Genomic DNA, 18,457 nt, shown 5'->3' with positions numbered 1-18,457 from the left:
TTTGCACGACAGTAGACTGGCATGTCCATGACGGTTTCCCTTCCGGCAACAAGACGCTTCTCGGTGTTGCCCATCACGGCGGTCATCGTCGCGGCCATTGCCGCCATGCCCATTCTGGCGATCTTCTGGCTGGCGCTGACGGGCAACACGGAGGGATGGCAGCATCTTCTCGTCAATGTCCTGCCGCGCGCCGGGTTTCGCACCTTCCTGCTCTTGGGGATGACGGCCGCGACGACGGCTTTCTTCGGCATCGTCTGCGCCTGGCTTGTCACCACCTTCGAATTTCCACTGCGGCGGTTATTGTCCGCGGCGCTCGTCCTGCCGCTCGCCATCCCTTCCTATCTCGCCGCCTATGCGTTTGGCGAGTTTCTCGACTTTACCGGCCCGGTGCAGAGCGCGTTGCGCGCCGCTTTCGGGTATCACAGCATCCGCGATTACTGGTTTCCGGACATACGATCGCTTGGCGGCGCCGTGATCGTTCTGAGCTCGGTCCTCTACCCTTACGTTTATCTCTCGGCCCGCGCCGCCTTTTCCATGCAGGGACGGTTTGCGGCCGAAGCGGCCCGCACGCTTGGCGCAAAACCGCTGAACGTGTTCTTCTCCGTGCAATTGCCGATGGCCCGGCCGGCCATCGCCATCGGGCTTTCTCTGGTCCTGATGGAAACGCTGAACGATATCGGCGCGGTTGAATATCTCGGCGTTCAGACGCTGACTTTCACCATCTACGAAACCTGGCTCAATCGCGGCAACCTCGCCAATGCGACGCAGATCGCCGCCGTCATCCTCGTCATCGTCGGTGCGCTGATCGTCATCGAACGCAATGCGCGGGAAAAGCAGCGTTTCGGCGCGCCGAAAGCGACAAGCATGGCGCAGCGCCACCGGCTGAAGGTGCTTGCCGGCTGGCGGCGCTGGGGCGCGAGCCTTCTATGCTTCGTTCCCGTGGCGAGCGGCTTTTTGATTCCCGTCATCGTGCTGGGCGGTTACGCCACCAGAAGGCTCGATGCGCTGTTTGCGCCGAAGCTTCTGAAAGCACTCGGACACAGTCTCGAAGTCTCGCTTTCTGCCGCCTTCGTGACCCTGATTGCCGCTTTCGTGTTTTCCTATGCCATCCGCACCGAGCGCTCGCGCCTCTCAAAAGTGGCGGCGCGCCTCGGCTCCATGGGATATGGCGCGCCGGGAACCGTGCTTGCCATCGGCGTCCTCATTCCGCTGGCCAGCCTCGACAATGGCGTCGACAGCTTCATACGCGCACATTTCGGCTTTTCCACCGGGCTGCTGCTCTCCGGCACCGCCTTCGCCATCATTTACGCCCATGCCGTGCGCTTCATGACCATGGCGGAGGGTACGCTCGATGCCGGTTTCCACAAGCTCTCTCCGCATATCGACATGGCCTCGCGGACGCTTGGGCGCAACCGGACACAGACGCTGTTCAAGGTGCTGTTGCCCAACATGCGGCCCGCAGCGCTGACGGCTTTTCTACTCGTCCTGATCGAATCCATGAAGGAACTGCCGGCCACCATCCTGCTCCGGCCTTTCGGCTTCAACACGCTGGCCACGCTGGTTTATGAGGATGCGTCGCGCGCAAGGGTGCAGGATGCGGCCGTGCCGGCGATCATCATCATCATTGCCGGACTTATTCCCGTGCTTCTCGTCTCGAAATCCATGGATCATCCCGAAAATCGCTGAGTGGCGCGAGCCTTTGCGGCAAAAAGAAAGGCGGCCTTGCGGCCGCCTGAATGAGTTGTGCTTTTCAACGAGAGAAAGGGGGACAATCTCGCCATATGGAAATTATCAGTCCCGGCTATCAAAAATTTGACGGCCCTGCGTTGGATTTACTTTCCGCCAACTCCTATTAACAAGCGGTTAAAACCAAAATCGATCAATTACCCACGAAAATTCCTATTCTGAGACCGTAAAACGCCGAAACTAAATTAACAGCTTCTACTTTTCTCGCGATTTCAACAGTAACGCGTAAAAATTGACGCAGGATATTCGATCAGTTCCGTGCCGCCGCATGTTCGTCCCGCATCCGCTGCAATTCCGTGCGTTTGGAAGCGATGGAGGCGACAATCACGCCGATGGTGACGAGCCCGATCAGGATCGTGCAGATGGCGTTGATTTCCGGCGTTACGCCGAGGCGAACCTGCGAATAGATCTTGATCGGCAGCGTGGTTGCGCCGGGGCCGGTGGCGAAGCTGGCGATCACCAGATCGTCCAGCGACAGCGTGAAGGCCAGCATCCAGCCGGCGATGACGGCGGGAAAAATGAGCGGCAGGGTGATGCGGAAGAAGGTCTTGACCGGTGGGCAGCCAAGATCGAGCGCTGCTTCCTCAAGACTGCGATCGAAGGTCAGGAGCCGCGACTGCACGACAATCGCCACGTAACACATGGTGAAAGTCGTATGGGCTATAACCACCGTCCAGAAACCGCGATCCACCCCGACGGCCACGAAGAGCAACAGGAGCGACAGGCCGGTGATCACTTCCGGCATGACGAGCGGCGCATAGATCATGCCGGAAAACAGCACCCGGCCCGGAAACCGCGCGAACCGCGTCAGCGACAGCGCCGCAAGCGTTCCGAGAATTGTGCCGATGGTGGCGCTGAGGATACCGACGCGCAACGTCACCCAGGCCGCATCCATCAGCCCCTGGTTCGACCACATGGAGCGATACCATTGCAGCGAAAAGCCGCCCCAGACGGTGACGAGCTTAGAGGCGTTGAAGGAATAAACGATCAGGATGATGATCGGGATATAAAGAAAGGCAAAACCGAGGGTGAGGACGGTAATGTCGAATTTTCCACGCTTCATGGCCTCACCCCGCCTTCTTCTGCTGGTTCTGGAAGATGGCGATGGGCACCACCAGCAGGATGAGAAGCAGCACGGCGACGGCGGATGCCAAGGGCCAGTCGCGGTTGCCGAAGAATTCTGTCCACAACGTCTTGCCGATCATCAGCGTCTGGGCGCCGCCAAGCAGATCGGGGATGACGAATTCCCCTGTTATCGGAATGAAACAGATCATCGATCCGGCCACGACGCCCGGCAGCGACAGCGGGAAGGTAATCTTCCAGAAAGCTTTCCATGGCGGGCAACCAAGATCGGCCGCCGCTTCCAGCAGTGTATTGTCGAGCTTTTCCAGCGCCGAATAGAGCGGCAGCACCATGAAGGGCAGATAGGAATAAACGATGCCGATGAAGATCGCCGTCTCGGTGCGGAAGATGTTGACCTGCTGGTCCGGCCCCAGAAACCCGAGCCACTGAAACAGCACCGTCAGTAGACCTTCGGGCTTCAGAATACCGATCCAGGCGTAAACGCGGATCAGGAACGAGGTCCAGAACGGCAGGATAACCAGCATTACCAGCGTCGGGCGGACGGATGATGGCGAACGCGCCATGGCAAGCGCCATGGGATAACCGATCAGCAACAACAGGAAGGTAGAGATGAGTGCGATGCGCAACGACGAAAGATAAGCGTCGATATAGAGCGGGTCTTCCGTCAAAAACAGGTAGTTTTCGAAATCCAACTGCGAGAAAAACGCGCCGAGCTTCGAAAACCCTTCGAAGACCGGCGTATAGGGCGGCATGGAGATTGCCGTATCCGACAGCGATATTTTGAAAATGATGAAAAAGGGCGCTGCGAAAAACAGCAGCAGCCAGACATAGGGAACCGCGACGACCAGCCAGCGCCAGGGGCTTTGCCGGTTTTCAGGAGTGGTGATCGCCATCGAAACCTCCCTCAGCGCGTCAGGACGAGGCCGGAATCCGGCTTCCAGTTCAGCCACACCATATCGCCAAAGGTGATCGGGCGATCCACGAGACGCGAGACATTCGCCTGCGCGGCGCGGATGACGCGGCCATCGGCAAGCTTGACGATGAAGACGGAGAAGTCGCCGAGATAACCGATATCCCAGACCTCGCCATAGGCGGAATTGACGCTGCTATCGGCGGGCTGGTCGAGCGAGATGCGGACTTTTTCGGGGCGGATGGCGAAAGCCACCTGACTGCCGATCGCGGCAGCACATTCCTGCTCCACCGCCACCTTCAGCCCTTCGCAATCCAGCGTCAACGGGCCGGGCTTTCCGATATCGGAGGCATTGGCGACGACATTGGCGTCAAAAATATTGATATCGCCGATGAAATCCGCCACATAGCGGCTATTCGGCGCTTCATAAATCTCGGCTGGTGTCGCCACCTGCACGACATTGCCCTTGTCCATGACCGCGATGCGGTCCGAGACCGTCATCGCTTCTTCCTGATCGTGGGTGACGATGAGGAAGGTAAGGCCGAGATTGGTCTGGATGTCCATCAGTTCGAATTGCGTTTCCTCGCGCAGCTTCTTGTCGAGCGCACCGAGCGGTTCATCCAGCAGAAGCACCTTGGGCCGCTTGGCAAGCGAGCGGGCAAGCGCCACACGCTGGCGCTGGCCGCCGGACAGCTGGCTTGGCTTGCGTTTGGCAAATTCACTGAGTTTGACGAGCCGCAGCATTTCCTCGACGCGGGCGGAAATGTCCGCCTTGGGCAGGCCGTCCTGCTCCAGACCGAAAGCGACGTTCTTTTCCACCGACATATGCGGGAACAGCGCGTAGGACTGGAACATCATGTTGGTGGGCCGCTTATAGGGCGGAACGCCGGAAATATCCTTGCCCTGCAGCAGGATGCGGCCCTCGGTCGGTTCCTCGAAACCGGCCAGCATGCGCATCAGCGTGGTCTTGCCGCAGCCGGAGGGGCCGAGCAGCGAGAAGAACTCGCGTTCATAGATATCCAGCGTCAGATTGTTGACGGCGACGAAATCGCCAAAACGTTTGGTGACGTTTTCAAAGCGGATGAAGGGCACCGCATCGGGATTGTCCCAAGGGCTAAATTTGCGTTTGACCGGTCCAAGTGTCTTTGCCATGCCCGCCCCGTTTCACCCAAGAACCCATCGACAACCTATACGACCAGGAGGCCGTATCGATGCCATTCCACTGTCTTCATTCCTGTTCCCCGGAACAAACCCGAGGATGTCACAGGGAACCAGCCAACCCAAGTCCTTGGGCTGAAAAGACTTCATCTGACCTGACAGACGTCAGGTCGCTGGCAACTGTGGCAAGCACAGGAATTGGGGGTGGATAGAATCCACCCCATCCCAAATCTGCTTAGCTACCGGTCTTTATCTGCGTCCAGACGCGGTTCAGGACACGCTGTTCCTTCGGTCCATAGGGCGAGATGGTGAAGAGCTTCTTCAGCGTCTCGGCATCGGGATAGACCGCCGGGTTCTTGACGACGGACTCATCCATCACCGCCTGCGCCGCGAGATTGCCATTCGCATACTGAACATAGTTGGAGGCCTTGGCGATGACTTCCGGCCGCATCAGATAGTTGATGAAGGCGTGGGCTTCCTCGACATTCTTGGCATCCGCCGGGATGGCAAGGTTGTCGAACCACATGTAGGTGCCTTCCTTCGGAATGACGTAGTTCACCTCGACGCCGTTCTTGGCTTCCTCGGCGCGGCTCTTCGCCTGCAGGATATCGCCCGACCAGCCGATGGTGATGCAGCTGTCGCCGTTCGCCAGTTCATCGATATAGGCGGAGGAATTGAAGGTCTTCACATAGGGGCGGATCTTCATGTAGACGTCGCCGCCCGCCTCGAGATCGGCGGTTTCCTTGCTATCCGGATTCTTGCCGAGATAGTTCATGGCGATGGCGAAGGTCTCGTCCGACGCATCGAGAATATTGATGCCGCAGGATTTCAGCTTTTCGGCATTTTCCGGCTTGAAGAGAATATCCCAGCTGTCGACCGGAACATCGCCGAGGGCCGCCTTCACCTTGGCGACATTATAGCCGATGCCAGTGGTGCCCCACATGTAGTTCACGGCATATTCGTTGCCGGGGTCGTATTTGGCCAGACGCTCGGAAACCTCGGGCCACATGTTCTTCAGATTCGGCAACTTGGACTTGTCGAGTTTCTGGAACACGCCGGCATTGATCTGGCGGGCGAGGAAGGGGCCGGTGGGCACCACGACATCATAACCGGAGCTGCCGGCCAGAAGCTTGGTTTCCACAAGCTCGTTGCTGTCGAAAACGTCATAGACGACCTTGATACCGGTTTCCTTGGTGAAATCGGCAAGGATCGATTCGTCGATATAATCCGACCAGTTATAGACGTGGACGACCTTCTCCTGGGCCATTGCCGAGCCTGCTGCAACGAGCGCGGTGGTGAGAGCCAAGGTCAGACGGAGAGAACGGTTTTTCATGATGTCTCCTGTTAACGCATCCTCACGGTGGAAGCGTGATCCCCTTTTTTTGGAGAGACTAGAAAGGAAAACAAAAGGGAGCAAGCGGGAAATGTGCAGCACAGCATTTTCAACCAAATGTGTTCCGGCTGCAAAAATGCGAATGGAAACACCTACTGGAAGTCGAAAACACTAAGACCGGTGACCATTTCATCGAGCCCCAGCGGCCGCGTCAGCGGCGCTTCCGCCCGCGACAGACAGCCCTGCCTTTCGCACAGCCGGCACGAAGGCCCGACGGCGACGGGCGCAGCACCCGAGGCGGCCGGGCCATAGACGGTGTCTCCGGCCTGGGCGAGATCGCAGCCGAGAAGCACGGCCGTTCGCCGCACCCTTTCGCCGAAACCCGCCTGCGGGCCTTCCAGCGTGCGCGACACAGTGAGGAACGCGTCGCCATCCGGCATCTCAACTGCTTCCACCAGTACCTGTCCCGGCTGTGCGAAGGCGGCATGGATGTTGAGCCGCGGACAGAGGCCGCCAAAACGCGCCCGTGGAAAACCGCTGGCCCCTGCAAGGCGGAAACGGTTGCCGGCATTGTCGATTTCCATCAGGAAAAACGGGATCGCCGCTGCTGACGGCCGTTGCAGGCTGACAAGACGGTTTGCCGCCTGTTCGAAAGAAACGTTGAAGCGCGACCGCAAAACCTCGAGATCGTATTTCGCCCGCTGGGCGGCGTTCAGGAACGCACCATAGGGCATCATCAACGCATGGGCGGCGTAACGCGCCAGTTCGAAGCGGGCGATGCGCCTTGCCTCTTCCCCTTTCAGGCTCAGCGCCTCCAGCTCCCCGCCGATTTCTTCGCGAAGCGCCAGAAGACAGGTCTCCATGGCCATTTCCCTCAGCTGATCCGGCTGGGACAGGCGTTCGGATAAAAACAGCCGCATCGAATGGCGGTCATAACGCCGCCTGAGGTTCGGCATGGCATGAACCGGCAGAGTGCGGACCACGATGCCATGGTTTTTCTGAAGCCATGCCCTCAGCCCCGAAGCCAGATCGTCGCCCGCCGACAGGTGTTTGTGGAGTTCTTCGGCCGCCGCATCGATGGAGTGGAAATAGGCCGGCCGGTTTTCAAAGACGTGCCGTACCTCGTCGATCGGCAGGCGGGTGGAGGAAAGCGCCGTCTCATGCCCCTCCCGCGCCAGAAGATCGGAGAGATCGGAAAGGCGCTGCGCCTGTTCCCGGTAGGCCCGGTAAAGCTTGAGGACACCGCTTGCCGCATTGGGCGCGGCATCGGCAACCTCGATCAATTCCTGCGGTGATGGCACCTCGCCCGCAAGCAGCGGATCGGCAAAGACCTCGCGCAGCTGCCCGGCGGAACCGGCACTCTCTCCCTGCAGGTCATCCAGATCGACCTTGTAGACGGAGGCAAGCTTCAAAAGCAGCTGCACGGTGAGCGGCCGCTGGTTGCGCTCGATGAGGTTGAGATAAGACGGCGAGATCGCCAGCGCCTCGGCCATCGCCGTTTGCGTCAACGCCAGACCGTTGCGAATGCGGCGCACACGCGGCCCGGCAAAAATCTTATTTTCCGACACAGCCTCACCTCCCCATCCGCGACTCATACAAGTCTGTTACAAACTCGTGGGGCCAAAGTCTTTTACAAAATTTACAATTTTACAGCTTCACCCTGTCACGCATCCTACAGGATAACCTCTTTCAAGTCACTGTTTTTATGTTTGTTCTGGTGCTCAAATCTCGAAAAATGTAAATGTAGTCACATCGAACGGCAGCGCACGCAATGCACAGTCGCCCGTTCTTGAAACTATATTTATCTTGGGAGAGAGAAGTATGACTGATTTTTACAAGCTTGTTCCGGGTGCACCGCAGGGACGTTTTGACGGCATCGAGCGTACCTATACCGCCGCCGATGTGGAGCGGCTGCGCGGCTCCGTCGACATCCGGCATTCGCTGGCCGAAATGGGCGCGAACCGGCTGTGGAAGCTGATCAACGAGGAAAATTTCGTCAACGCGCTCGGCGCGCTTTCCGGCAATCAGGCCATGCAGATGGTTCGCGCCGGCCTGAAGGCGATCTATCTCTCGGGCTGGCAGGTTGCGGCGGACGCCAACACGGCATCGGCCATGTATCCCGACCAGTCGCTTTACCCCGCCAATGCGGCGCCGGAGCTGGCAAAGCGCATTAACCGCACCTTGCAGCGCGCCGACCAGATCGAGACGGCGGAGGGCAAGGGCCTTTCGGTCGACACCTGGTTTGCGCCGATCGTTGCCGATGCGGAGGCCGGTTTCGGCGGGCCGCTCAATGCTTTCGAGATCATGAAGGCCTTCATCGAGGCGGGTGCGGCGGGCGTTCATTATGAAGACCAGCTGGCATCGGAAAAGAAATGCGGGCATCTCGGCGGCAAGGTGCTGATACCGACGGCGGCACATATCCGCAACCTGACGGCGGCGCGGCTTGCAGCCGACGTCATGGGCGTGCCGACGCTGGTCATCGCCCGCACGGATGCGGAGGCCGCCAAGCTTCTGACCTCCGATATCGATGAGCGCGACCGTCCGTTTGTGGATTACGATGCCGGGCGCACCGTCGAGGGCTTTTATCAGGTCAAGAACGGACTTGAGCCCTGCATCGCCCGCGCCGTTGCTTATGCGCCCTATTGCGACCTGATCTGGTGCGAAACGTCAAAGCCGGATCTCGAACAGGCGCGCCGGTTTGCGGAAGGCGTGCACAAGGTGCATCCCGGCAAGAAGCTCGCTTACAATTGCTCGCCGTCGTTCAACTGGAAAAAGAACCTCGACGACGCAACGATCGCCAAGTTCCAGCGGGAACTCGGCGCGATGGGCTACAAGTTCCAGTTCATCACGCTTGCCGGTTTCCACCAGCTGAATTTCGGCATGTTCGAACTGGCGCGCGGGTACAAGGACCGGCAGATGGCAGCCTATTCGGAGCTTCAGGAGGCGGAATTCGCAGCGGAAGTGAACGGTTACACCGCCACCAAGCACCAGCGCGAAGTCGGCACCGGCTATTTCGACGCCGTATCGCTCGCCATTTCCGGCGGCACGTCGTCCACGACAGCCATGAAGGAATCCACCGAGCACGACCAGTTCCGCCCAGCGGCCGAATAAACAAGCAAAACGGCCCTTCCCGATATCGGGAAGGGCTTGCAAACCGGATCAAAAACCCCTGACAATAATGAGAGGAGAAATGCCATGAATGCCCACAACCCCATCAAGACCCACGTCAAGGAACGCGCCGAGGAGCAATCCTCCGCCATGACGCAGGATCAGCAGGCAGCCATCCGCATGCTGGCCAATGATCTGCACCGCCTCAACCAGGCCGTCATGAAAGCCGTCGAGGCCGGTGTTTCCGTCGAGCTCGTCCGCTCGGCCCGCCACCATGGCGGCGGCGGCAACTGGGGCGATCTGCTGATCCCCGTCATCGTTGCGCAGGGAAGTGCCGCCGCCTGAAACGAAAGACCGGAGCATCATAATCGATGCTCCGGTCCTTAATGCAAAACTGAGAAGAAACGCCTCAGAAGCTCGCAGATAAGGAAACGCCGACGCTTACATTGACGCCCATCGCCTCGACGTTACCCTGGAGTTGAGGTGCATAGGGAGCAAAGCAGGACAGCTGCGTTAGAGGAATCGGGTTCAGAATGGCCGGAGATTCCCACGCCAACTGCATCGTCACGCCCCCCACGAGCTTTTCCCAACCCGCGATCTTGGTGCCTGCGGCTGCCGGCGCAACTGCCGTTACAGATTGCGAAAGAGCGTCGGCTACGATTGCTGCGAGACCCCTGCTGACTGCTGCATAAAAAAGCTTTGCTGCTTCTTCCGGCGTTCCTGCTGCGGACATTGCATTTAAATAGGATGCTGAAACTATCATGGCGGCCTCAACCTAAAAGAGTTAACTATACAAAAACAACCTAAAGCTAATTTGAGGCATATGCAACCAAAAATTATCGATATTAATTATACACAACCAATGACAGCCTTTTCATGCCGGGCGGCTCTTGCGTCCGGCATATAGATCGGAATGCCCCTTGATGAGACGGGTCATCCGATCCGCCACCGTCCTGATATCGCGGCGGTGGCGATCGTCATTATTCATGACGATCCATTGATTGTGGCGGAGTCGTTCGATTTCGCCGCCTTCACGAAGAAGCCGCGCATCCGCATCGCCGACGAAACAGGGAAGCACGGCGACCCCGGCCCCGGCCAGCACCAGATCGAGCAGCGCCACCGGCCGGTTCACCGTCACGGCAATATCGTTGCGGCGGTTCTCATGCGGCCAGCGCAGATAGTTGGAAATGGCGCTCTCTTCCGCCACCGCCAACCAACGGTCGGTTACAGTAGCGGCAGCATTGCGCAACCTGTAGGGCGCATAGGCCACCTCCCCCGTCTTGATGGCAGCAAGGTTACGCTCCTGCGGCTCAAAGGCGCGAATGCCGATATCGTTTTCGCGATGCGCCAGAGAGGCCCGCTGTTCGGCAATGAAAAGATCGATGCGGAAATCATCGCGATCCGTGCAGATGGCGGAGAAATTTACTGCCAGCAGCCAGGCATTCCAGGTGCCAACGGCAATACGAACGATGGAAGACGCCGACGACGCCTTCTGCCATCCCTCGATGTCCTTGGCTGCATTCTCCATCGCCTGAAGACGGTCGAGCAGTGCACGGCCATCCCCCGTCAGCGCATATCCCGTCTGGCTGCGCTGAAACAGGGCCTTGCCGATGCGCTCCTCCAGCTCGACCATGCGCCGCCCGACGGTTGCCGGGCTCAAACCCGTCAGCGCGGCAGCACCCGTCAGGCCGCCGCTGCGTGACACATCGAGGAAAAGCTGATAGGAATCCCAGGTGACGTTTTTCATCGGTGAAAAACGTAGCGCATTTTCTTACGCAGATAAAACAAAAAACGGCGTGCATCATGGCCTTCCGTAACAAGGAGAGCGACATGGACGATCTGCACGCGTTTTATGCAGCACAGATTATCATTGATAATCTAAAACCACGCACGCGGCGGGAAGCCATCCTGCAGGAAGACAAATTCTATACGGACATGGCTGCGGCATCGCGTCTGTCGCGGCTTTTCAGCGCGATTGCGGGAATGGTAAGAGCGAGACGCCGGCCTTCAGTGAAAAAGAGCGATCAGGGCAGCCAGAGCACCGGCTGCGATTGCAGTTAGGCGAAAGGTCAGCTGCCTGCTCTCGTTGTCAGTGCGGGCGATGGCAATGGCGCGAGGGCGGCGATGTGCGGATCTGTTCATGCGCGGGTTCCTGACGAAAAACTCAACCGACCCATGCCCTGTTGAGGGCCTCCAGCAGGACATCATGTGCAGCGGGATCATTGAGCGATCCGGCTTTGCTGGCATTTGATCAGGATGACTCCACGCCCCTTAACAAGGTCTTAACGGGCGCGGCGTTACGCGAATTCACCGGCCGCCTGCCCGGACGCCCAGGCCCACTGGAAATTGTAACCGCCGAGCCAGCCGGTGACATCGACACATTCGCCGATGAAGTAGAGGCCGGGCACGGATTTTGCCGCCATGCTGCGGGAATCGAGGCCGGTCGTGTCCACACCACCAAGCGTGACTTCCGCCGTGCGGTAGCCTTCGGACCCGGCGGGTTTGATCTGCCAGTCCTGCACCTCATTCGCCAAACTCGCCAGAGCCTTGTCTGATATATCGGCAAGATTGCCGGTCAGGCCCGATTTTTCGACGACATGCTGGGCCAGCCGTTTCGGCAGGATTTCCGCCAGAGCGGTCTGGGCCGACTGGCGGCCGTTCTTCTGTTTCGCTTCCTTTAGCAAGGCGAGGATATCGCGCGCCGGCTCCAGTTTCAGGCGGATGACATCGCCTTCGCGCCAATAGGAGGAGATTTGCAGGATCGACGGGCCGCTTAAACCACGATGGGTGAACAGCAGCGCTTCCTCAAACGAGGTCTTGCCGTGGAAAACCTCGGCCGGAACCGCGACGCCGGCAAGCGGGCTGAGCTTTTCCAACGAAGCGGGATCGAGCGTCAGAGGTACGAGGCCGGGGCGCGTTTCGATGAGCTTGAGGCCGAATTGTTCGGCGATCTGATAGGCAAAACCGGTCGCGCCCATTTTGGGGATGGACTTGCCGCCCGTCGCGACGACAAGGCTTTCCGCCTCGATGACGCCGCCTGAGGTCGTCACGCGAAAACGGGCGCCATCATGGGTGACGGCCGAGACTGATGTTTCGAGCCGCAGCTTCGCATTCACCGCCTGCATTTCGCCAAGCAGCATGCGGATGATGTCCTTGGCGCTGTCGTCACAAAAAAGCTGGCCGAGCGTCTTTTCATGCCAGCCGATGCGGTGTTTTTCGACAAGGGCAAGGAAATCGCGCGGCGTATAACGGGCGAGTGCCGATTTGGCGAAATGCGGATTGGCGGACAGATAGTTCTTCGGCCCGGCATGGATGTTGGTGAAGTTGCAGCGGCCGCCGCCAGAGATGCGAATCTTTTCGCCCGGCGCTTTCGCATGGTCGAGAACGACGACAGAGCGGCCGCGCTGGCCGGCGCGGATGGCGCACATCATGCCGGCGGCGCCCGCCCCCAAAATCAGCACGTCACATTTCTCTGTCATCATTTCATCCGATCCGTTTCCTTTCCTCTTTTCCAAGTGCCGCCGCTTGTCAATGGCGCTTTCCCCCTCGCCAATTGCCAAACTACGGTTATGATGGCTCAACCAGAAACACAGACCCGGTGATACATGCCCGCCAAAAAAACCATGCTCCGCCCGAAGAAACAGGCAACCATGGCAAAGAAGTCCCCTCCCCTCGATCTTTCCTCCACCCGTGGCGTTTCCTCCTGGCGCGAAGCCGCGCAATGGCTGCGCGCGCGCGGGATCGAAGACATAGAATGCATCACGCCAGACCTTGCCGGGGTTGCGCGCGGCAAGATGATGCCGACGGCGAAATTCACGGGCGACACCTCGCTCGCCCTGCCGTCCGCGCTCTACCGCCACACGATATCAGGCGAATATCCCGATGAGACGGCGAATTTCCGCTATGAGCCGCGCGACAGCGACCTTAAGCTGGTGCCGGATCTTTCCACGCTCTCCGTCGTGCCGTGGGAAACGGACCCCACTGCGCAGGTGATCTGCGACGTGGTGGACGCGGAAGGCAATTTCGTGCCCTACACGCCGCGCAACGTTTTGAAAAACGTCTTGTCGCTCTATACCGAAAAGGGCTGGAAGCCGGTCGTGGCGCCGGAAATCGAATTCTACCTCGTCGCCATGAATGACGACCCTGACTATCCGCTGCATCCGCCGAAGGGCCGGTCCGGACGCTCCATCGTTGGCGGTCAGAGCTATTCCATCGCCGGCATCAACGAATTCGACGAGCTGATCGACGATATCTACCATTTCTCCGAAAAACAGGGCCTCGAGATCGATACGCTGATCCATGAGGAAGGTCCGGCGCAGCTGGAAATCAACCTGCGCCATGGCGATCCGATCGAGCTTGCCGACCAGGTATTCCTGTTCAAGCGCACCATTCGCGAGGCGGCGCTGAAACACGGCATCTACGCCACCTTCATGGCCAAGCCGATGCAGGGCCAGCCGGGTTCGGCCATGCATATCCACCAATCGGTGGTGGAAATCGACAGCGGCCGCAACATCTTTTCCAATCCTGATGGCAGCCCCTCGAAAGAATTCTTCTCCTTCGTGGGCGGCATGCAGCGTTATGTTCCGAACGCGCTCGTCATGCTGGCGCCCTATGTGAATTCCTATCGCCGCCTGACGCCCGACATGGCCTGCCCGGTCAACAATGCCTGGGGTTACGACAACCGTACCACGGCTTTCCGGGTGCCGATTTCCGGCCCGCAGGCGCGGCGTGTCGAAAACCGACTGCCGAGCTCGGACGCCAACCCCTATCTGGCGCTTGCCGCCTCGCTCGGCTGCGGCTGGCTCGGCATCGTCAACAATATCGAGCCGACCGAACCGACCGCCGATACGGCAAATGAAGGCTCCATCGACCTGCCGCGCGGCCTGCTTGAAGCCGTTGCCCTGCTGGAAGGCGAGGAGCAGTTCGACCGGGTGTTCGGCCATGAATTCGTGGGCCTTTATGCCGGCCTGAAACGCGGGGAATTCGAGACCTTCATGCAGGTCATCAGCCCCTGGGAGCGCGAGTTTCTGCTTCTCAACGTGTGAGGAACCACGAGCATGACATGGCAAAGCCCGATTGCGCCGGGACTATCCTGGTATCAGGCAACCGTCGGCGAGCGGCCTGACTATCCCACCCTCGACGGGTCGAAGCAGGTGGATGTCGCGATCATCGGCGGCGGTTATACCGGCCTTCAGGCCGCCTGTAACCTCGCCGAAAACGGTGTCTCCGTCGCGCTCATCGAAGCGCATCGTTTCGGCGATGGCGCTTCGGGCCGCAATGGCGGGCAGTTCGGCACCGGCCAGCGTTCCTTCCCCGACGAGATGGAAGAAGAGATCGGTTTCGAGCAATCGAAGCTGCTGTTCGACATTGCCGAGGACGCCAAAAACTACCTGCGCGGCTTCGCCGTCAGCCGCGGCATCGACATGGAATATCTTCCCGGGCAGCTCTATGTGGCGCACAAGGCCGCCTACGAGGATGATTATCGCCGAAGTGTCGATGCGATGAACAATCGCTACGGTTATCCGCATGTTTCCTATATGGAACGCGCAGAAGCACGCAAACGCGTCGGCTCCACCCATTACTTCGGCGGCACGCGCGATACCGGCACCGGCCATATCCACCCGCTGAAGCTGCTGGTGGGGCTGGCTAAGGCGGCGAAAGATGCCGGCGCCGACATTTATGAAATGACGCCGGCGAAATCCATCCGGCAAGTGGGCGGCAAGACCATCATCGAAACCCCTTTCGGTACGATCACCGCGCCACGGGTGTTGATTGCGACCAATGCCTATATCGGCAATCTGGAACCGGTAACAGCCGCCCATATAATGCCGATCCGTTCCTTTATCGGCGCCACCGCGCCGCTGGATGCGTTTCCTGACATCATTCCCGACCGGGAGGCCGTGGCCGACTCCCGTTTCGTGGTGCGCTACTTCCGCAAGACGGCCGACAACCGGTTGCTGTTCGGCGGGCGCGAGGCCTATACGGCCGATGCGCCGCGCGATATTTCAAGCCATATCCGTCGGCAGATCGCTGAAATCTATCCCGAGCTGAAGGCCGTCGAAGTCACCCATTCCTGGGGCGGCTCCGTCGGCATCACACTTCCACGGTCGGTCTTCGTACGCGAGGTCATGCCCGGCGTCACCTCCATCGGCGGATATTCCGGCCACGGGGTGATGCTGTCGAATTATTGTGGCAAGCTTTATGCCGATCTGGTCCTCGGTAAAAAGGACATGCTGGCGCCCTTCGCGCGGCTGAAAGTGCCCGCCTTCCCCGGTGGGGCGTCGCTCCGCGCGCCGCTGCTCTTTCTGGCGTTGTCGTGGTTCGCGTTGCGGGACAGGTTCTGATCCTTCAGTATGAAACAAGGAGGTTCGATGCAAAGAGCGGATGACGGGCTTGTCACTGTTGCAACAGGCTACGGGCTAGCAGAAACCGTAGTGACGGCGTCTTTCCTGCGGGCATATGGAGTGCCAACGCTTGCGCTGCCGAGCCACTTCGCCTCGATATTCTGGCATTACACTGTCGCTCTCGGTGGAATAGAAATTCGCGTAGCTGCACGACAAGTCGAGGAAGCGCAGATGTTATTGGATAGCATCGAGCAAAGCCACGACCACGGAAGGACGGACTCCATCCATCCGTTCTGGCGAGGGATTGCCGCTCTCATGGTACTGTTCTTCTTTTCGGTGCCGCCGCCGGCAAAAGGCATCTTCCGAAACGCAACCCATTCCACTTACGGCCTACGGCCGAACCAAAATTCATAATTTCACATAACTGAGTCTGGCATTTTTAAATCGATTAGATTATTGATGCCCCAACCTTTGAAGATCGAGAGAATCGATATGAGCAGTCAGATCATTCCTGTTGAACCTTTTGATTGTGTCGTTTTCGGCGGCACGGGCGATCTTGCCGAGCGCAAGCTTCTGCCAGCCCTCTATCACCGGCAGGTCGAAGGTCAGTTCACGGAGCCGACCCGCATCATCGGCGCATCGCGTTCGGTTATGACCCATGAGGAATATCGCAAATTCGCGCAGGACGCGCTGAAGGAGCACCTGAAGGCCGGCGAATATGACGACGCGCAGGTTGCCGTGTTCCTGAACAGGCTTTTTTATGTGCCCGTTGATGCCAAGGGCAACAATGGCTGGGATGTGCTGAAGAAGCTGCTGGACGAGGGCAAGGAGCGCGTGCGCGCCTTCTATCTGGCCGTAGCGCCGGGCATTTTCGGCGATATCGCCGACAAGATCCGTGAGCACAAGCTGATCACCCGTTCGACCCGCATCGTCGTGGAAAAGCCGATCGGCCGCGATCTCGCCTCCGCCCAGGAACTCAACGACACCATCGGCCACGTCTTCAAGGAAGAGCAGATCTTCCGTATCGACCACTATCTCGGCAAGGAGACGGTGCAGAACCTGATGGCGTTGCGTTTCGCCAATGCGCTTTACGAGCCGCTGTGGAATTCCGCCCATATCGACCACGTTCAGATCACGGTTGCCGAAGCGGTCGGTCTGGAAGGCCGCGCCGGGTATTATGACAAGGCCGGGGCGCTGCGCGACATGGTGCAGAACCATATCCTTCAGCTGCTTTGCCTCGTGGCCATGGAGCCACCCGCTTCGATGAAATCGGAAGCGGTGCGCGACGAAAAGCTGAAGGTTCTGCGTTCGCTGAAGCCGATCGATACCAGCAATGTCGAAAAGCTGACCGTTCGCGGCCAGTACCGCGCCGGTGCTTCCGCCGGCGGTCCGGTCAAAGGCTATCTGGAAGAGCTGGAAGGCGGCGTTTCCAACACCGAAACCTTCGTCGCCATCAAGGCTGAAATCGCCAACTGGCGCTGGGCGGGCGTTCCCTTCTACATCCGCACGGGAAAACGCCTCGCGACCCGCGTTTCGGAAATCGTCGTCACCTTCAAGCAGATCCCGCATTCGATCTTCGACGATGCGGCGGGCAAGATCGAGGCCAACAAGCTGGTCATTCGCCTGCAGCCGGATGAAGGCGTCAAGCAGTCGCTCCTCATCAAGGATCCCGGCCCGGGCGGCATGCGCCTGCGTCAGGTCTCGCTGGATATGAGCTTTGCGGAAGCCTTCAACGTGCGCAGCCCCGATGCCTATGAGCGGCTGTTGATGGATACCATCCGTTCCAACCAGACGCTGTTCATGCGCCGCGACGAAGTCGAGGCTGCCTGGGACTGGGTCGATCCGATCCTCAAGAGCTGGGAAGAACTTGGCCAGGGCGTACAGGGTTACACGGCCGGCACCTGGGGTCCGAGCGGCTCGATCGCACTGATCGAGCGCGACGGCCGCACCTGGCACGATGCCGACTGAGGGCCGCGCGATGAGCGAAACCATTCACGTCTTCGACACTCCCTCAGCGCTGGCCACCGCGCTTGCCGCGGAGGTTGCCAAACGCCTTGATGCGGCAACCAAGGAACGGGGGACCGCAAGCATTGCGGTCTCCGGCGGGTCGACACCGAAGCTGTTTTTTCAGGCGCTTTCCAAACACGATCTCGACTGGCCCAATATCAGCGTGACGCTGGTGGACGAGCGTTTCGTGCCGCCCGAAAGCGACCGGTCGAACCATCGTCTCGTCGCCGAAAACCTTTTGCAGGACAAGGCGAAGGCGGCTTATTTCGTGCCGCTGTTCCAGCCGGCGGCCTCGCCGGAAGATGCCGCAACCCTTGCGACGGTCAAGACCGAAGCGATCTGTGATCCCTTCGATGTCGTCATTCTCGGCATGGGAACGGATGGCCACACGGCATCGTTCTTCCCCGGTGGAGACAATCTCTACGAAGCGCTCGATCTCGATGAACCGCGCGGCGTTCTGACCATGGCGGCGGAAAATGCCGGCGAGGAGCGGTTGACCTTCAACTTCTCCAGCCTGCACGATGCCGAGTTTCTGGTGCTGCATATCGAAGGTGCGGCCAAGAAGGCAACGCTGGAGAGAGCGCAGTCCGGTGAGGATGAGGATGAAATGCCCGTCCGCGCCGTACTGAACCGGGCAGAAACGCCCGTGGATATATACTGGGCGCCATAAGCCAAACGCCACCGCCGCGATTGCGGCCCGGCGACAAAGCGCCCCGAAGACATGAAGACTGAAACACGACAACCGGCCGTTCACCTCCCGGAACGCCG

17 protein-coding genes are annotated in these 18,457 nt (G+C 59.3%); 9 read left to right on the top strand and 8 right to left on the bottom strand.

Features of this window, described 5'->3' with window-relative positions; translation table 11 throughout:
- Positions 1-21 precede the first annotated feature (21 nt).
- Positions 22-1,686, top strand: a complete 1,665-nt coding sequence (locus PL597_RS04375; protein ID WP_269826049.1) for an ABC transporter permease — start codon at positions 22-24, stop codon at positions 1,684-1,686.
- 310 nt (positions 1,687-1,996) lie between these two features.
- Here PL597_RS04375 and PL597_RS04370 read toward each other — a convergent pair whose 3' ends face one another.
- From PL597_RS04370 to PL597_RS04350, 5 genes are all read right to left on the bottom strand, one after another.
- On the bottom strand, positions 1,997-2,809 hold the full coding sequence (locus PL597_RS04370; RefSeq protein WP_004432617.1) for an ABC transporter permease: 813 nt from the start codon (positions 2,807-2,809) through the stop codon (positions 1,997-1,999).
- A 4-nt stretch (positions 2,810-2,813) separates the two neighbouring features.
- Entirely contained in the window at positions 2,814-3,722 is a 909-nt protein-coding gene (locus PL597_RS04365) for an ABC transporter permease subunit (protein WP_173988157.1), read from the bottom strand.
- A gap of 11 nt (positions 3,723-3,733) precedes the next feature.
- On the bottom strand, positions 3,734-4,891 hold the full coding sequence (locus PL597_RS04360; protein WP_271364647.1) for an ABC transporter ATP-binding protein: 1,158 nt from the start codon (positions 4,889-4,891) through the stop codon (positions 3,734-3,736).
- 241 nt (positions 4,892-5,132) lie between these two features.
- Positions 5,133-6,230 carry a polyamine ABC transporter substrate-binding protein gene (locus PL597_RS04355; RefSeq protein ID WP_271364646.1) on the bottom strand — a complete coding sequence of 366 codons (1,098 nt, stop codon included), beginning with the start codon at positions 6,228-6,230 and terminating at the stop codon, positions 5,133-5,135.
- Between the two features lie 152 nt (positions 6,231-6,382).
- Positions 6,383-7,798, bottom strand: a complete 1,416-nt coding sequence (locus PL597_RS04350; protein ID WP_271364645.1) for a helix-turn-helix domain-containing protein — start codon at positions 7,796-7,798, stop codon at positions 6,383-6,385.
- A 253-nt stretch (positions 7,799-8,051) separates the two neighbouring features.
- Between PL597_RS04350 and aceA the strand changes: the two genes are divergently transcribed.
- A complete protein-coding gene (gene aceA, locus PL597_RS04345; RefSeq protein WP_137409788.1) occupies positions 8,052-9,341 on the top strand; it encodes an isocitrate lyase in 1,290 nt (429 codons plus the stop codon).
- Positions 9,342-9,425: 84 nt separating this feature from the next.
- Positions 9,426-9,683 carry an SMc00767 family acetate metabolism repressor gene (locus PL597_RS04340; RefSeq protein ID WP_003493954.1) on the top strand — a complete coding sequence of 86 codons (258 nt, stop codon included), beginning with the start codon at positions 9,426-9,428 and terminating at the stop codon, positions 9,681-9,683.
- Between the two features lie 64 nt (positions 9,684-9,747).
- Here PL597_RS04340 and PL597_RS04335 read toward each other — a convergent pair whose 3' ends face one another.
- A complete protein-coding gene (locus PL597_RS04335; RefSeq protein WP_269823327.1) occupies positions 9,748-10,101 on the bottom strand; it encodes a hypothetical protein in 354 nt (117 codons plus the stop codon).
- A gap of 111 nt (positions 10,102-10,212) precedes the next feature.
- Positions 10,213-11,085 (bottom strand): LysR family transcriptional regulator, encoded by an 873-nt coding sequence (locus tag PL597_RS04330; protein WP_269826051.1) that lies wholly within the window; start codon positions 11,083-11,085, stop codon positions 10,213-10,215.
- 83 nt (positions 11,086-11,168) lie between these two features.
- On the opposite strand from PL597_RS04330, the gene PL597_RS04325 reads away from it, so the two are divergent.
- Positions 11,169-11,399: a hypothetical protein gene (locus PL597_RS04325; protein WP_271364644.1), complete on the top strand. Its 231-nt coding sequence runs from the start codon at positions 11,169-11,171 to the stop codon at positions 11,397-11,399.
- A 236-nt stretch (positions 11,400-11,635) separates the two neighbouring features.
- Here the strand turns inward: PL597_RS04325 and PL597_RS04320 are convergent, their stop codons facing one another.
- A complete protein-coding gene (locus PL597_RS04320; RefSeq protein WP_271364643.1) occupies positions 11,636-12,820 on the bottom strand; it encodes an NAD(P)/FAD-dependent oxidoreductase in 1,185 nt (394 codons plus the stop codon).
- 123 nt (positions 12,821-12,943) lie between these two features.
- Here PL597_RS04320 and PL597_RS04315 point away from each other — a divergent pair, with 123 nt between their 5' ends.
- The 5 genes from PL597_RS04315 to pgl all read left to right on the top strand — a co-directional run bounded on the left by PL597_RS04315 (position 12,944) and on the right by pgl (position 18,359).
- A complete protein-coding gene (locus PL597_RS04315) occupies positions 12,944-14,383 on the top strand; it encodes a glutamine synthetase family protein (RefSeq protein WP_142912775.1) in 1,440 nt (479 codons plus the stop codon).
- Between the two features lie 12 nt (positions 14,384-14,395).
- The gene (locus PL597_RS04310; protein ID WP_271364642.1) at positions 14,396-15,682 is read left to right on the top strand and encodes an NAD(P)/FAD-dependent oxidoreductase; all 1,287 of its coding nucleotides are present in this window, start codon (positions 14,396-14,398) and stop codon (positions 15,680-15,682) included.
- A 27-nt stretch (positions 15,683-15,709) separates the two neighbouring features.
- On the top strand, positions 15,710-16,096 hold the full coding sequence (locus PL597_RS04305; protein ID WP_077983376.1) for a hypothetical protein: 387 nt from the start codon (positions 15,710-15,712) through the stop codon (positions 16,094-16,096).
- Positions 16,097-16,174: 78 nt separating this feature from the next.
- Complete coding sequence (gene zwf / locus PL597_RS04300) at positions 16,175-17,650, top strand: glucose-6-phosphate dehydrogenase (protein WP_077983427.1); 1,476 nt, start codon at positions 16,175-16,177, stop codon at positions 17,648-17,650.
- Between the two features lie 10 nt (positions 17,651-17,660).
- Positions 17,661-18,359 carry a 6-phosphogluconolactonase gene (gene pgl / locus PL597_RS04295; RefSeq protein ID WP_271364641.1) on the top strand — a complete coding sequence of 233 codons (699 nt, stop codon included), beginning with the start codon at positions 17,661-17,663 and terminating at the stop codon, positions 18,357-18,359.
- Positions 18,360-18,457: the final 98 nt, after the last annotated feature.

The organism is Agrobacterium sp. ST15.13.013, from assembly GCF_027956525.1.
Lineage (GTDB): Bacteria > Pseudomonadota > Alphaproteobacteria > Rhizobiales > Rhizobiaceae > Agrobacterium > Agrobacterium salinitolerans.
This window is presented reverse-complemented; position numbering and strand designations above follow the sequence as displayed.

Excerpts from the sequence above, each read along its gene's own strand:
- PL597_RS04375 (WP_269826049.1), top strand. The coding sequence starts at position 22 with ATGTCCATGACGGTTTCCCTTCCGGCAACAAGACGCTTCTCGGTGTTG.
- PL597_RS04370 (WP_004432617.1), bottom strand. The coding sequence starts at position 2,809 with ATGAAGCGTGGAAAATTCGACATTACCGTCCTCACCCTCGGTTTTGCC.
- PL597_RS04365 (WP_173988157.1), bottom strand. The coding sequence starts at position 3,722 with ATGGCGATCACCACTCCTGAAAACCGGCAAAGCCCCTGGCGCTGGCTG.
- PL597_RS04360 (WP_271364647.1), bottom strand. The coding sequence starts at position 4,891 with ATGGCAAAGACACTTGGACCGGTCAAACGCAAATTTAGCCCTTGGGAC.
- PL597_RS04355 (WP_271364646.1), bottom strand. The coding sequence starts at position 6,230 with ATGAAAAACCGTTCTCTCCGTCTGACCTTGGCTCTCACCACCGCGCTC.
- aceA (WP_137409788.1), top strand. The coding sequence starts at position 8,052 with ATGACTGATTTTTACAAGCTTGTTCCGGGTGCACCGCAGGGACGTTTT.
- PL597_RS04340 (WP_003493954.1), top strand. The coding sequence starts at position 9,426 with ATGAATGCCCACAACCCCATCAAGACCCACGTCAAGGAACGCGCCGAG.
- PL597_RS04335 (WP_269823327.1), bottom strand. The coding sequence starts at position 10,101 with ATGATAGTTTCAGCATCCTATTTAAATGCAATGTCCGCAGCAGGAACG.
- PL597_RS04330 (WP_269826051.1), bottom strand. The coding sequence starts at position 11,085 with ATGAAAAACGTCACCTGGGATTCCTATCAGCTTTTCCTCGATGTGTCA.
- PL597_RS04325 (WP_271364644.1), top strand. The coding sequence starts at position 11,169 with ATGGACGATCTGCACGCGTTTTATGCAGCACAGATTATCATTGATAAT.
- PL597_RS04320 (WP_271364643.1), bottom strand. The coding sequence starts at position 12,820 with ATGATGACAGAGAAATGTGACGTGCTGATTTTGGGGGCGGGCGCCGCC.
- PL597_RS04315 (WP_142912775.1), top strand. The coding sequence starts at position 12,944 with ATGCCCGCCAAAAAAACCATGCTCCGCCCGAAGAAACAGGCAACCATG.
- PL597_RS04310 (WP_271364642.1), top strand. The coding sequence starts at position 14,396 with ATGACATGGCAAAGCCCGATTGCGCCGGGACTATCCTGGTATCAGGCA.
- PL597_RS04305 (WP_077983376.1), top strand. The coding sequence starts at position 15,710 with ATGCAAAGAGCGGATGACGGGCTTGTCACTGTTGCAACAGGCTACGGG.
- zwf (WP_077983427.1), top strand. The coding sequence starts at position 16,175 with ATGAGCAGTCAGATCATTCCTGTTGAACCTTTTGATTGTGTCGTTTTC.
- pgl (WP_271364641.1), top strand. The coding sequence starts at position 17,661 with ATGAGCGAAACCATTCACGTCTTCGACACTCCCTCAGCGCTGGCCACC.